This is a genomic window from Salinicoccus sp. RF5, from assembly GCF_020786625.1.
GTDB lineage: Bacteria > Bacillota > Bacilli > Staphylococcales > Salinicoccaceae > Salinicoccus.
The window spans coordinates 205962-219701 of sequence record NZ_JAJGRC010000004.1 but is presented as its reverse complement, the minus strand read 5'-3'; the positions used below and the strand labels follow the sequence as shown (position 1 = coordinate 219701).

Annotated in this window: 14 protein-coding genes; 2 read left to right on the top strand and 12 right to left on the bottom strand. The window is 47.2% G+C overall.

Features of this window, described 5'->3' with window-relative positions:
• Positions 1-21 precede the first annotated feature (21 nt).
• Positions 22-267 carry a hypothetical protein gene (locus LLU09_RS11940; protein WP_228311918.1) on the top strand — a complete coding sequence of 82 codons (246 nt, stop codon included), beginning with the start codon at positions 22-24 and terminating at the stop codon, positions 265-267.
• On the opposite strand, the gene LLU09_RS11935 is transcribed toward LLU09_RS11940, so the two are convergent.
• The 12 genes from LLU09_RS11935 to LLU09_RS11880 all read right to left on the bottom strand — a co-directional run bounded on the left by LLU09_RS11935 (position 252) and on the right by LLU09_RS11880 (position 12511).
• Positions 252-938 carry a VOC family protein gene (locus LLU09_RS11935; RefSeq protein WP_228311917.1) on the bottom strand — a complete coding sequence of 229 codons (687 nt, stop codon included), beginning with the start codon at positions 936-938 and terminating at the stop codon, positions 252-254. The genes LLU09_RS11940 and LLU09_RS11935 overlap by 16 nt on opposite strands.
• Before the next feature lie 90 nt (positions 939-1028).
• Positions 1029-2195: an ABC transporter ATP-binding protein gene (locus LLU09_RS11930; protein WP_228311916.1), complete on the bottom strand. Its 1167-nt coding sequence runs from the start codon at positions 2193-2195 to the stop codon at positions 1029-1031.
• A gap of 12 nt (positions 2196-2207) precedes the next feature.
• On the bottom strand, positions 2208-3176 hold the full coding sequence (locus LLU09_RS11925) for a sugar phosphate isomerase/epimerase family protein (RefSeq protein ID WP_228311915.1): 969 nt from the start codon (positions 3174-3176) through the stop codon (positions 2208-2210).
• An 11-nt stretch (positions 3177-3187) separates the two neighbouring features.
• Positions 3188-4219 (bottom strand): Gfo/Idh/MocA family protein, encoded by a 1032-nt coding sequence (locus tag LLU09_RS11920; protein WP_228311914.1) that lies wholly within the window; start codon positions 4217-4219, stop codon positions 3188-3190.
• A 9-nt stretch (positions 4220-4228) separates the two neighbouring features.
• A complete protein-coding gene (locus tag LLU09_RS11915; RefSeq protein WP_228312039.1) occupies positions 4229-5260 on the bottom strand; it encodes a Gfo/Idh/MocA family protein in 1032 nt (343 codons plus the stop codon).
• Positions 5257-5970 carry a ThuA domain-containing protein gene (locus LLU09_RS11910; protein WP_228311913.1) on the bottom strand — a complete coding sequence of 238 codons (714 nt, stop codon included), beginning with the start codon at positions 5968-5970 and terminating at the stop codon, positions 5257-5259. The genes LLU09_RS11915 and LLU09_RS11910 overlap by 4 nt, the downstream gene beginning before the upstream one ends.
• Entirely contained in the window at positions 5967-6986 is a 1020-nt protein-coding gene (locus LLU09_RS11905) for a LacI family DNA-binding transcriptional regulator (protein WP_228311912.1), read from the bottom strand. The genes LLU09_RS11910 and LLU09_RS11905 overlap by 4 nt, the downstream gene beginning before the upstream one ends.
• Positions 6987-6999: 13 nt before the next feature.
• A complete protein-coding gene (locus tag LLU09_RS11900) occupies positions 7000-7842 on the bottom strand; it encodes a sugar ABC transporter permease (RefSeq protein WP_094907383.1) in 843 nt (280 codons plus the stop codon).
• Entirely contained in the window at positions 7842-9104 is a 1263-nt protein-coding gene (locus LLU09_RS11895) for a sugar ABC transporter permease (RefSeq protein WP_094907381.1), read from the bottom strand. The genes LLU09_RS11900 and LLU09_RS11895 overlap by 1 nt, the downstream gene beginning before the upstream one ends.
• 25 nt (positions 9105-9129) lie before the next feature.
• The gene (locus LLU09_RS11890) at positions 9130-10419 is read right to left on the bottom strand and encodes an extracellular solute-binding protein (protein ID WP_228311911.1); all 1290 of its coding nucleotides are present in this window, start codon (positions 10417-10419) and stop codon (positions 9130-9132) included.
• Between the two features lie 203 nt (positions 10420-10622).
• Entirely contained in the window at positions 10623-11654 is a 1032-nt protein-coding gene (locus LLU09_RS11885) for a GTPase domain-containing protein (protein WP_228311910.1), read from the bottom strand.
• Between the two features lie 14 nt (positions 11655-11668).
• Positions 11669-12511 carry a DUF368 domain-containing protein gene (locus tag LLU09_RS11880; protein WP_228311909.1) on the bottom strand — a complete coding sequence of 281 codons (843 nt, stop codon included), beginning with the start codon at positions 12509-12511 and terminating at the stop codon, positions 11669-11671.
• 146 nt (positions 12512-12657) lie between these two features.
• Between LLU09_RS11880 and LLU09_RS12720 the strand changes: the two genes are divergently transcribed.
• Positions 12658-13734, top strand: a complete 1077-nt coding sequence (locus LLU09_RS12720) for an AAA family ATPase (protein WP_228311908.1) — start codon at positions 12658-12660, stop codon at positions 13732-13734.
• Positions 13735-13740 lie beyond the last annotated feature (6 nt).

Genomic DNA, 13740 nt, shown 5'->3' with positions numbered 1-13740 from the left:
TCCATGAAAGGTGGTCCTATCATGAGACAAGCTATTCTAATCATTCTTCTGATCATCAACGTCATCAGCATGGTTCAATTGAGCCAATACGATAGCGGGGACCTCATCGCACTGATGAGCCTTAGAATCATCCTCAGTGTAGTCACCATCATGCTGAGCATTGCGTATATCCTTGTGAAAGGCACAAAGTCAATCGTCCTGATCAGCATCATCACAGCACTTTCTGCACTTCTGCACCTTGGACTCATCATCTATATAAATTTGTAGACTGCTCCTCTATAAATCGCCGGTTCCCCGTCCATCCCCAATTCCAGGGTGATCGACGGGTCTTTATTTTCTGAGATGGTGAGCGTCGTATGTGCATCGACTTCACCTTTCCAAACACCGATTACATCAAAGAAAGCGTCCCACACCTTCACATTCCTCACTTCATGATGAATATTCATTTCCGGGGAAATGAACGTCCCCCTCAAGTTTCTGATCCTCTCCAGACGCGCCGATTCCTCTTCCTCCCATTGTATGAAGAAGGGCAGCACCTCTTCATCATCCAAAACGTAGAGCAGCTTCCAGCGTATCGTTTCGCCATTCGTCGTCCGCTCCATATCCACCGGGCCTACAGTTCTGAACCCTTTCGCCCGGTATCGGTCGGCAAGCTGGTGTATTTCTTCTGTGGCAAGTGCATAGCGTAGGAAGCCTTCTTCGTACTCCATGCGGTCAATCGTGCCGGCAAACGAATCCTCCGACTCTTCCAGATGGCGTTTGAATCTTTCTTCGTCGTCGATGGCGAGATATTCCACATATCTCTGATCGAAATAGGACAACAGGTTCGCAGTACCCAGATGTTCATGTTTTCCGCCCGAATGGATGGGCAGCAGGCCATCTTCCTCTACCGGTTCCAGCTTGTTGACATAATGTATGATGTGATCGAATTTAACCATGCAATTCACCTCTTTCCAACTATATCATATTACCATTAAATCGTCCCAGACATTAAAAATACAGCCTGTCCATATGGACAGGCTGTATCTCTATGCCTTGATGACACCGGATGTATCCTGCTGTTCCAGGCTTTCCTTCTCCTTCTTGCGCTCTTCTTTCGTGACGATGCGTTTATGTGTGTCATTATCGAAGAAATGCCCCTTGTTCATGTCGAACGCAAACTTCACAATGTCCCCCGGTTCGAGCTCATTGCGTGCGTCGACACGCGAGATGAATTCCTGCCCTTCGAGGTCTGAGTAGAGCATGATTTCAGAACCGAGAAGCTCACTTACTTTGACTTCCGCATTGAAGGCGGAAGCAAGCTCCGATTCGACGAAGACCGCTTCCTCCCTGACATCCTCCGGACGGATGCCGAACTTGATCGGCTTGTTGTCATATCCCTCATTCAAAAGCATGCGACGCTTGAATTCAGGAATCTTGATTGTCGTCTCCCCAATTACAAGATCTCCATTCCTGATCTCTGCATCAAATACGTTCATGGCTGGCGAGCCGATGAACTGCGCAACAAACACATTCTCAGGAAAATCATACACTTCCTTCGGCGAACCGACCTGCATGATATCTCCTTTATCGAGTATTACGATACGTGAGGCCATCGTCAGTGCTTCAGTCTGGTCATGTGTCACGTATACCGTGGTCGTCTTCAGACGCTTGTGCAGTTTGGTGATTTCAGCCCGCATCTGCACCCTCAGCTTCGCATCCAGGTTGGACAGCGGTTCGTCCATCAGGAAGACGCTCGCCTCCCTGACGATTGCCCGGCCCAGTGCCACACGCTGCCTCTGTCCACCGGAGAGTGCCTTCGGCTTGCGGTCCAGGTAGTCCGTCAGGCCGAGAATTTCAGCTGCATGTTCAACTCGCTCTTTGATTTCCGCTTTCGGCGTCTTTCTCAGCTTGAGGCCGAATGCCATGTTATCGTACACGCTCATATGCGGATACAGGGCATAGTTCTGGAAGACCATTGCGATGTCCCTGTTCTTCGGCTCCACATCATTCACCAGCTTGTCGTTGATGTACAGTTCACCGCCTGTGATCTCTTCAAGCCCGGCGATCATCCGTAAAGTCGTCGATTTCCCACACCCGGAAGGACCAACCAATACGATGAACTCCCCATCATGTATTTCAAGATTGAAATCATCTACGACCGTCGGCCCCTTTTCATATGTCTTCTTTATATTCTTCAGCTTTAGCTCAGCCATAAGACCACTCCTTTAAGCCCACCACATGTCAGTCGGCTGTTCTTTTATTATGACACCCTGCAGATTTCTTACAGCGGTCTGGAAGCCTTCTTCTATGGACATCAGACCATCTTCATGTTCAATCGACACGACATAATCATAGTCGTAGGTTCTGAGCGCACTCATCATGTTCGCCCATTCATCCATACTGTGGCCCAGGCCAACGCTTCTGAACGTCCAGCTCCGTTCCCTGATGCTGCCATAGGGGTTCATATCGAGATAGCCGTGCATATTAAGGTTATCCTGATCGATATACGTATCCTTTGCATGGAAGTGATGGAGCGCATCTTCACGTCCCAGAATCTTGATTGCTGCAACGGGATCGATCCCCTGCCACCACATATGGCTTGGATCGAGGTTGGCACCGATGTATGCGTTCGTCGCCTTCCTCAGTTCAAGCATCGTATGCGGGGAGTGGACGAGAAATCCGCCATGAAGTTCCAACCCGATTTTCACATCATTCTCTTTCGCGAGTTCAGCGATGTCCTGCCAATATGGAATCAGTCTGTTCTTCCATTGCCATTCCTTTATCTCCGAATATTCCTCCGGCCAGGGGGTCACCGGCCAGTTGACTGCCGTGTCCGTCTCATTCCCGGCAGGCGTACCGCTGAATGTGTTGACTACAGGAACATCCATCAAGTTTGCCAGCCTGATCGACTTCCTCAATATTTCATCCGATTCCTGGCGGAAAGCTTCGTCCGGAGAGATCGGGTTTCCATGGCAGCTGAAGGCGCTGATGATGAGTCCCCGTGATGTAAACTTCTCCAGGTATGCTTCTCTTGCATCTTTCGATTCAAGCAGTTCATCGACATTGCAGTGCTTGTCTCCAGGATAGCCGCCTGTGCCGATCTCCACTGCATCCAGCCCGGATGCTTTGATATAATCCAGCATTTCTTCCAGTTTCATGTTCTGGAATAGCGGATTGAATACTCCCAGTTTCATCTGTCTACCTCCTAAAGTCTGATGCTTCTCTGTTCTTTCGAACTTAAGTATATTGCCTCGATGATCTTCGATACCTCTTTCGCTTCTGTTGATTTCACAGTCAGCGGGGTGTTGTATTTGATTGCTGATATGAAGTTTTCAGCCTGAAGTCTGCTGTAGGGCTCATCCACTTTTATATAGTCGATGCGCATCGTCGTCATCAAGTCCTCATCAGCCTGGTTCACTTTCATATCGAACACATCAAGGCCCGCTTTGGCACCTGAGATGCTGATGTGGTTTTCATCTTCCGGGATATTTGCGGCCCAGCTCGTTTCAAACAGCATCGAGGCCCCATTATTGAACCGTATGAATGCACTGACATGGTCTTCCACTTCAAAGGAATCCCGGTTGAAGTGGCCCCATTCGTTGACCGTATTTGTACGACTCAGCTGATTGTAGGTCGAACTTGATACTTCCACAGGTCTCACGTCTCCCATGAGATACATTGCCAGGTCGAGTAGATGGCAGCCATAATCGATCAATGCGCCGCCCCCCTGAAGCTCCTGGTTGGTGAATACGCCCCACCCCGGGACCTTCCTGCGCCTGAGCCCTTTCACGCGGACCACGAGAGGATCGCCGATCGTGCCACGTTCTATGATCTTCTTCGCAGCGATGGCCTCCTTCATGAAGCGGTAATGATAGGCGATGTGAAGCTTTACGCCATTGCGCTCCTCCGCTTCAATCATTGCATTGCACTCTTCTGTACTCATGGCCATCGGCTTTTCACAGAGCACATGCTTCCCATTGTTCATCGCATCGATGCTGATTGATGCGTGGAATTTATTAGGTGTGGAAACCACCACCGCATCGACATGGGGGTACATGTCCTCAATTGTAGAACATACTTCCGGAATGTTGAGCTCGTTCGCCACCTTCATTGCACGCTCCACATTGACATCCTGTATGGCTGTAATCTCCACATCATCGAAGGTCCTGAACGTGGGAATGTGCCGTCCTGTCGCTATTCCCCCAACACCAATGAAACCCAGTCTTATTTTAGCCATCTGCAACACCTATTCTCCAGTAATGATCTTCTTCGTGCGATCGGATTCTAAAGCATTCAGTATGATTTCCACGGATTTTTTCGCATCTTCTGCCGTCACCGGTACCCGCTCTTCATTCACAAGGGCATTGATGAATGCATCCATGACCAGCGACTTCTTCTTCTGGCCCGCTTCATCATTCGTCTGGATGCCGCCGTAGTTCTCCTTGACGACTTCACCGTCTCTGCCTGTGAAAATGAAGGAATGATCGGAATCTGCAAGCAGGCTGAGCACACCCTTTTCACCATAGATGACGGTGGAGTTGTCCTCTTCCCCATAGAATGACCAACTCGCCTGCAATGTGCCGACGATATTCGATTCGGTGCGCAGAATGCATACCGCATTGTCATCCACATCGGAAAATTCCTTCGCTTCCTTGGAAATGAAGCTGCCTACATCCAGAACCTCTTCCCCGAGGAGATAACGCATGAGGTCTGCCTTATGCACACCAAGGTCCCCCATTGCGCCCATTACCGCTTCCTCCTTCTTGAAGAACCAGCTGTCCTTGCCGTCGACACTCCAGCCTTCTGGGCCGGGATGTCCGAACGCTGTACGGAAGGAATAGATCTTTCCGAGTCTGCCTTCATTGATGTAATCACGTGCCACCTGGTGCTCTTTGATGAGACGCTGGTTATGACCGACCATCAGCTGCTTGCCGGATTTCCTTTCCGCTTCAATCATGCGATCCATCTCATCCATCGCAACACCCATCGGCTTCTCGCACAGTACATGCTTGCCAGCTTCCAGTGCCGCTATCGATATTTCTGCATGCAGGTAGTTCGGTGTACATACACTGACTGCATCGACATTGCTGTCCATAAGCAGATCTTTATAGCTTTTGTAGGCCTCGCCGCCATATATCTTCTGCTGTGCTTCAGCCCGTTCTATCACCGGGTCGCAGAAAGCGACCAGGTTCACGTTTTCATTCTCTTCATATTCGGCAATGTGCCGCTTCACTCCGATGCTGCCGCATCCTATAATACCAACGTTGATCATGATTATTTCTCCTTTATCTCTTCCAGTGGTTCGTGATTTCCGTAGTAGTGTTTCTTGCCATGGACACTCCCTGCCCAGTTCACACCATTATTGATGACCTTCTGGACGTTCTCATCATAGTATGTCGGATGTGTCTCATGACCCGGACGGAAGTAGAATATCTTGCCGTTGCCCCGTTTGAATGTACATGCACTCCTGAACACTTCGCCGCCTTCAAACCAGCTGAGCATGATCAGCTCATCCGGCACGGGAATGTCGAAATGCTCGCCGTACATCTCCTCTTCAGGCAGCTCGAAGTATTCACCGAGACCATCAACAATCGGATGCGTCGGATCGACCACCCAGAGGCGTTCCTTTTCATTCGCTTCACGCCACTTGAGGTCGCAGGATGTGCCCATCAGCAGTTTGAACGGCTTGGAGAAGTGCGCTGAATGCAGGATCACCAGGCCCATGCCGTCCCAGACACGCTGACGCACCTTTTCTGCAATTTCGTCAGCGACCTCATCGTGGGCTTTGTGCCCCCACCATATCAGGACATCTGTATTATCCAGCACTTCATCACTCAAGCCATGCTCCGCTTCATCCAGAGTTGCCGTCGTCACTTCATGCCCTTCAAGGAAACTCGCAATTTGACCGTGGATGCCTTCAGGATATATTTCACCCACCACTTCTGATTCCTTCTCATGCCTGTATTCGTTCCAGACTGTCACTTTCATCCGCCTTCCTCCTTCTGTGTTGATCTGCGTTCTATAATGCTTACAGGTACTGTGATGTTCCTCTTTAACCTTTGAGGGTTTCTGACCAGGTTTATAATCTCACGCCCTGCCTCCCTGCCCAATTCCTGAGGATGAATATCCACTGTAGTTTGAGGTGGCGCAGCCAATTCAGTCATTGGGGAATCATTGAAGGTTGCAGTGGCAACGTCTTCCGGAATTCTTACTTTCATACAATATAGACAGGAGAGCACCAATGCATTGATTACACCATCCAATGTGAGTATCGCATCAACCGACTCCTTCTCCAAGAGTTCCTCAAGGGTCTTCCTTATGGAAACCTCATTGCTACTGCAATTGACAACCCTGCCTTCCACTTCAATCCCTCTTTTTTCAAGAGCACGGGTAAATCCTTTAATCCGGTCTTTTGCCACAGCAAATACATCGTTATCAGTAATCATTGTAATATTCCTATATCCCAAATCCAATAGATGATCGGTAATTAGATGTGCCGCATACACATTATCGTTATCTACATAGATTGCGTCCTGAATATTAGAAATATCTTTTCCAATAACAACGAATGGGAAGCCTATACTGGTCAGATAATTTGTCACCGGGTCATCTTCTTTTGAATAGAGTAGAATAAAGCCATCAACCCTTCTTGAATTGATGAGGTCCTTTATTTCAAGAAAGAGGCTGTCATCATCTTGGGCTGCAGTCATGAGAGTCGAAAAACCTTCATTCCTGCACGCTTCCGATACTCCGAAATTAACTTCTGTAAAAAATGGATTCAATACAGCTTCATGTACTGCACTTTTTACTATGAGACCAATAGTATACGACTTGTTTGTAACAAGATTTCTTGCAGCAACATTGGGCGTATACCCCATCTCCTGCATTATTTTGCGTATTTTTCTTTTGGTATCTGAACTGATTCCTGGATGATCCTTTACAACTCTTGAAACCGTTGAAGGGGACACGCCAGCAGCTTTTGCTACATCTTTAATTGTAACCATCAGATCACCCTATCTAACCTTTAGTCGATCCGGACATCAAGCCGGAAATCAAATACCTCTGCAGGAAAAGGAACACGATTGCTATAGGTACTGCAATCAGGATCGACCCTGCGGCAAATCTTGTGAATGTATTGGCAAATTGATCATTGACCATATTGTAAAGCCCTAATGCCAAGGTGAAGTTTTCTGGACTTCTTAAAACGATACGCGGCAAGATAAAGTCCATGAACGGTGCCATGAAATTAAACAATGCAACTACTGCAATAATCGGTTTGGCCAAAGGAATCATTATTGTAAAGAATATACGAAAATGCCCTGCACCATCCATTTTTGCAGATTCATCCAACTCTCTTGGGATGGTATCAAAATAACCTTTAACCAAGAACGCATTCATCGGGATCGAGCCACCTACATATACAAGAACCAGTCCCCAGAGGGAATCCAGCAGTCCTATTGTATTGAGGAGGATATAGATTGCCACCATGGCCATCAATACCGGGAACATCTGCAGGATAAGAAAGGCATACAAACCGTATTTTCGTCCGACAAACCGATATCGTGAGAAGGCATAGGCAGTCAAAGTAACGAAAACCACTGATAAGAAAGAGGAGGCTGCTGCTACAATCAAGGTGTTCTTATACCATGTCAGATACATGCTCTGCGGGTCTGTAAACAACCATTTATAATGGGTGAATGACCAGTTTTCAGGAATCATATTCGCCCCGTACAAATTGTTCCCCGGGTTTAATGAAATTCCAAAAGTCCAAAGGAGAGGATAGAAGATTGCCACCGTCATAATGAACAATATGGTATACATGACAATCTGCTTTAAGAGATTTTTTCTTTTTTTAGTCATCATATCTCACCTTCCTCTTGAACTGCTCTAGTACGACTGAACTGGAATGCGGCGACCGAAGCTACAATAAGACCAATGATGATGGAAATTGCGGCGGCCATATTATAGTTCTGGGTCTCGAAAGTCAGTTTATATACCCATGAAATCAGAATGTCGGTGCCGCCAGCATTTTGTTCTCTTATAGCAGGCCCACCAGCATTGAATAGATAAATGATGTTGAAGTTGTTGAAATTCCCTGCATATTGCATTATGAGAAGCGGTGCTGTAGCAAACATGATGTGCGGGAAAGTTATTTCAGTGAACTTCTGCCACCCTGACGCACCATCCATATCAGCTGCTTCATACCAATCGTCGGATATACTTTGAAGGACGCCCGTGAACAAGGCAAAGACAAATGGGAATCCTAACCATGTCTGAATCATTATCAGAGCAACTTTTGCCCAGAAGGGATCCGACAGCCACGGAATTGAAAGGCCGAACAACGGTTGCAGAATATCATTGTTGATCGCCCCGAACTGGTTATTGAATAGTGCAGAGAAAATAAGAATCGTCACAAATGCCGGCACTGCCCATGGCAAGATAAGTATGGTACGTATCAGCCTTTTGAACTTTATCAAAGGATGATTGACGATGATTGCAAGAAGTAGGGCCAGGGCAATCTGTAATGTTGTTGCTACCAGTGTCCATACGATCGTCCATGTAAAGACGCTGAAGAAAGTATTCCTCCAGATGTCCACTTCAATCAAAGCCTTAAAGTTCTCGAAACCAATATAATCCAGAACATTTCTGGGCGGTGCATTATAGAGATTATAGTTTGTGAATGCCAGGAAGAACATATACAGCAATGGGAATACCACTATAAAAATGAGTAAGAAAAGCCCAGGAGCAACGATTGCATAAGGGAAACTCTTATCCCATGCATCCCTGAATTGCTGCCTCATCGTCCTGAAGTCCCCGCTGTTGATCAGTTTGGCATCTTTGTACGCATCTATGATATTAGCAATATAGAAGGTAATTGCTATTACGACTACAAGAAGGGATATGATCCCCTGTGCCAGTAAAATTCTTGAATCATCTACACGTGGAATTTCACCAAGAGTAAAAAGTCCCCAGAATCCAATATTCAAGAAGTTATAGAAAACTGCAAAAAATGATATAAAAAGAATAAAGAGGCCACCTGCTTTGGCGTACCTCTTATTGTATAATTGGCCCAGTCCAGGAAGGATGGACAGGACTGCAGCCAATTTCGGATTTTTCTTCATAGCCCTTTCCTCCTAACCTTCGATACTACTCTTCAGAATCCTGTCCACCTGAAGCTGAGTCTATATCAGTTTGTATTTGTGATTTTGCTTCTTCCAAAACTTCGCGAGGATCGTCCCCATTAGATATGAAGATCAACGCATCTCCCATTGGTTCCCAAACTTGTGCCATTTCCGGAATATTAGGCATTGGGTTTGCGTTCTCGGCCTGCTCATTAAACACCCTCAACAGTTCATTGGAGTTTTCAACATCTGAGCGTGGCACTGTTTCCCTGAGGCCCTCAGTGACCAATTTGCTGTTATCAGCATTAGTCATAAACTTCAAGAGGTCTTTTGACCAGTATTCGTTCTCCGTATATTCGGAAATCATCCATCCCTTGACTCCCATAAATGGTGTCATTGTTTCTCCATCAAGTTCAGGTAGTGTTGCTGTACCCAGTGAATCTCCAAGTGCATCAGAATAGTCTGAGAGTTTCCATGGGCCTGTCATTGCAACAGGTGCCTTTCCATCTGTAAACAATCCATCAAGCACATCACCGGTCACATTCTCACTAAGGTATCCGGCCTGGAACCACTCTTGCATACGTGTTGCTTGCTCAACTACACCATCTGTAGCGACTTGAAGATCTTCAGAGTTGTAGCTTCCATCCTCTTCTTGGCCGAAAATCTGCTCACCTCCAGAGAACAGCAGTGGATATGAGAAGTAGAAGTTGGTTGCTTCCATCAGGAATCCGTATTCATTATTACTTTCATCCGTATACTCTTCCATGATTGCTTCGAGTTCTTCAACTGTTTGAGGCGCTTCGTCTATAATATCCTTATTATAATAGAGAGCAGCCGCTTCAACAGCAAATGGTACGCCCATCAATGAGCCTTCGTAAGTGAATGCTTCAAGTGCATTTTCGTTGAATGCATCGAGTTCGAATTCAGAGGGGTCGAGTTCCATTCCAAGGCCTTGGAGATAAGCACTACCAATCATATCGTGTGGCTGTTGATAGAGGTCTGGACCCTGTCCTGCCGGAGCATCCAATGATAATTGTTCCAATTGGTCAGTCATGCCTACTTCTGTAAATTCAACAGCAATACCTGTTTCTTCTTCATACTTCTCAAAAATTTCACCGTATACTTCCATCTGATTTTCTCCATCAAGCCAAACATTCAGCACTTCAGGCTTTTCTGGTTCAGAGCCTTCTTCACCTGAGCCGTTGGCTCCTTCACCAGCAGCTTCTTCCCCACTCTCTGGTCTGTCCGGCCCACAGGCTGCCAACATCAGAACTAATGCAAACATCATCAATAGAAACCATTTGTTGCTCTTCATTATAATCCTCCTCTAGATATGTAATCCATTTCATACTCTTATAATAAAACGCTTTCATATAAAAAGTCAACACTTTTTTGCAAACGATTGCATAAATTTATCCCCTTTATATATAGGCTTCTTTATAATGATTTATCATATTCAAGTGCAAACGATTGCCCCCAAAAGGAAAAACACCCCGGCAAGAGCCGGGGTGCTTTGGTCTAACGGTGGTATTTGATGACTTCGCGGGCAAAGTCATTCATATCACCGACGTATTCAAATGTTCCCTTCAATACGGGGTAGATGCTTTTCACGCTGACTTCGCCGAGCGAAGAAACGATGAAAGTGACGACATTCAACTTCCGCATTTTGAACACTGCGCTGAAGAGCGTCGCCAGGTGGTTGATGTAGTCCGCCGGCTTCTTAGTGTCCTTCTCCGTATTCTTCACGCGGTTGATGTAGTCCGGAGCCCTTGGGATGTCCTGGCCGATTACTTTTCCATCCTCCTCAGTGACGTCGTAGTGCGATTCTGTCATTTCCTCGATCGATTTGTAGGAACGGCTGAGTATGATGTCCTTGAAGCTTGGGGACAGCAGTTTGGCAGCCAGGCTGTTCATTTTCCTGGTCAGGAATTTCTCAAGGTACTGGGCACTCTTGGCCCTCTTGTCGAACAGGGCGTCCTTCTCTTCAAATATATCATCCAGCTTCCTTCTCAGCTCATCGATTCCCGCATCATCCTTCACACTGGCAAAATGATAGTACAGCGGCTGATCGAGATGCTTCTTGAAGGTCACATGGAGCTCCGTTTCCTTGTCGTTCATCAGTATCTTCTGTGCACGCTCTCCAGAAACGTCCACAAGTGTATCGGTCTTGTTGTAGACGAATGTGATATGGACGCCTTTTTTAGCAAGATACCGGATGATCGTTTCATCCGCGTCCCGTATTTTGGATGAGAAGACGTACAATACGTGTTTGACGCCTGTCTTGGCTATCAGTTTCCTGTATTGTTTCGGTGAATATTCCGTTGTTCCGACACCTGGAAAATCGAGGATCTTTCCCCTTTTTCCGTAGGGGTGCTCGGTAATTGTGCGTGTGGCATCAGTCTGTGTGGAAATAAAGGAATCGGCATCCGCCAACCGGTTGACAAGGGCGCTTTTGCCTGCGTCAACCTGTCCCAGCACAGCAATCCGGTAATCGATCGTAGATTCTATATATTCATGATAGGCCATGACCAAAGGATGGCTCTGTTCCATATCCTCACCTCCATTCAGATTGCACCTTCATTGTCAGCACCCATGTACCAGCTGATTGCAAACCCCAGTATGGCGGACAGCACAGTCACTGTCCAGGACACGGCTGTATCCGGAAGACCCGGATAGATGGCAAAGACGGATCCGATGACAAGCCCCAGTATCAGGGCATATGTTAAATAAGTGTAGTGTCTCAGCAAGTACTGGATGATGCGGCTCGCAACAAGCAGACCCAGGACGATGCCGGAACCGACGGCAATCAAAATCGGCAGTATTCCAAGATTGAAGCTTGTCAGCTCACTGACTGCATAGATGACGATGGAATACGAACCGAGGATCAGGAGCACCAGCGACCCTGATATTCCCGGAAGAAGCATCGTCGTTGAAGCGAGTATACCACTGAAGAACAGTTTGACGAGCAGCGGGAATGTGATGGCGACATCATTGATCACCTGCTCCTCTCCCCTGCTCATTCCCATAACAAAGAGTAGCGCCACCGCCATGAAAAGGATGATGTAGTGGCCTGCCCTGAATTCCACTCTATAATTCGAAATCCTCAGCATCATTGGAACGACGCCGATCACCAGACCGATGAAGAACCAATGCGTCGGCACCATATGATTCCGCAGCAGATAGTCTATCAGATTGGATAATGTAAGTATCGCAATCCCCATCCCGACGACCAGCGGCAGCAGGAACAGGATCGCCTTCCTGTAGTGTTTTGATACGATCTTACTGATGGCCCCGAGGAACTGGTCATAGATGCCGAGGAGCAGTGCCATCGTGCCGCTGCTGACTCCAGGAATCAATTCACATATGCCCATCAGAAACCCTTTAAATATATTTACCCATTTAACCATTTATTTTATCCCTCAACTTTAATTTTTACCATCTGATTGTAGCATACCTTTGCATGGTAGTTGCCAAAGAACATGTATATTGATTTGATAAACCGCTTTTATACTGATATAACTGTCTTAATACCATTTGATTAGGAGCTGTCATAGTGAGAGATCTAGGAATTTATTTCGGTACCTTCGCCCCCTGTCATGTAGGGCACTTTGAACAGATCATCCGTGCGAAACGGGAGAACAGGCATGCCTTCGTGATTGTCAGCGGTTATCAGGGGGACCGGGGCGACACCTACGGCATGACACTCGACAACCGGGTCAAATCCATGCGTCGGCTGCTTGGTCCTGATGACAACGTCACCATACTCAAGCTCGATGAAACGCATATTCCGAGATATCCGCATGGCTGGGGGCCCTGGCTCAAAATGCTTGCAGACACCATCCTCGAAGAAAAGGATTCGCTGCCCTTTCCCGTCGAGAGTATGACCTATTATGTCGGAGAGGAGGAGTATATCGAACCGCTCAAGGACTTCTTTTCTGATGAGTGGCCCCACATCGATGCATCCATTACGATGGTCGACCGCAAAATACTCGGAATCAGCGGCACAAGCATCAGGGAAGAACCCATACTGAACTGGGATTACGTCATGCGGACCTTCAGGAAGTTCTTTGTCCAGAATGTACTCATCATCGGAGCCCCGGGGACAGGCCGCACTTCGATGGTACAGGATCTGGCAAGGCGCTATTCCACAAGCTACTCCGTGGAGTACGCAAAAACATACTGCCGTGAACACCGGATCGCCGATGATGAGCTTGACGTCAAGGACTTCCACGCAATAGGCATCGGACAGTTCGAGAACAACAGGCGCCATATCCACTCCCCCGGCACACGCAAAGTCTTCTTTGCGGACACTGATGTCATGACTACAAAAGTCAATATGAAGCGGTACGCAGATGGGGAGGAATTCAACCGCCTGAAATCAGTTTTCGACTATTATATACATCTCCAGCACTGGTCCCTCATACTGGTCCTCCCTCCGGAAGCACCGAAGGATGAGGCTGCTGTGCATGTTGGAGATAAAAATGAGGTTCATCAAATGATCATGGAGGAACTGGAGCTGCATGATCTGATGTCCATCACCCATATCCTCGACGGCGATTCCTATCGGGACAGGTATCAGGAAGCCCATAGATTGGTCGATGAAATCCTGAAAGACGGCAAGGACAACTGATGAAAA

Coding starts and splice junctions, on each gene's coding strand:
- LLU09_RS11940 (WP_228311918.1), top strand. CDS start 22: ATGAGACAAGCTATTCTAATCATTCTTCTGATCATCAACGTCATCAGC.
- LLU09_RS11935 (WP_228311917.1), bottom strand. CDS start 938: ATGGTTAAATTCGATCACATCATACATTATGTCAACAAGCTGGAACCG.
- LLU09_RS11930 (WP_228311916.1), bottom strand. CDS start 2,195: ATGGCTGAGCTAAAGCTGAAGAATATAAAGAAGACATATGAAAAGGGG.
- LLU09_RS11925 (WP_228311915.1), bottom strand. CDS start 3,176: ATGAAACTGGGAGTATTCAATCCGCTATTCCAGAACATGAAACTGGAA.
- LLU09_RS11920 (WP_228311914.1), bottom strand. CDS start 4,219: ATGGCTAAAATAAGACTGGGTTTCATTGGTGTTGGGGGAATAGCGACA.
- LLU09_RS11910 (WP_228311913.1), bottom strand. CDS start 5,970: ATGAAAGTGACAGTCTGGAACGAATACAGGCATGAGAAGGAATCAGAA.
- LLU09_RS11905 (WP_228311912.1), bottom strand. CDS start 6,986: ATGGTTACAATTAAAGATGTAGCAAAAGCTGCTGGCGTGTCCCCTTCA.
- LLU09_RS11900 (WP_094907383.1), bottom strand. CDS start 7,842: ATGACTAAAAAAAGAAAAAATCTCTTAAAGCAGATTGTCATGTATACC.
- LLU09_RS11895 (WP_094907381.1), bottom strand. CDS start 9,104: ATGAAGAAAAATCCGAAATTGGCTGCAGTCCTGTCCATCCTTCCTGGA.
- LLU09_RS11890 (WP_228311911.1), bottom strand. CDS start 10,419: ATGAAGAGCAACAAATGGTTTCTATTGATGATGTTTGCATTAGTTCTG.
- LLU09_RS11885 (WP_228311910.1), bottom strand. CDS start 11,654: ATGGAACAGAGCCATCCTTTGGTCATGGCCTATCATGAATATATAGAA.
- LLU09_RS11880 (WP_228311909.1), bottom strand. CDS start 12,511: ATGGTTAAATGGGTAAATATATTTAAAGGGTTTCTGATGGGCATATGT.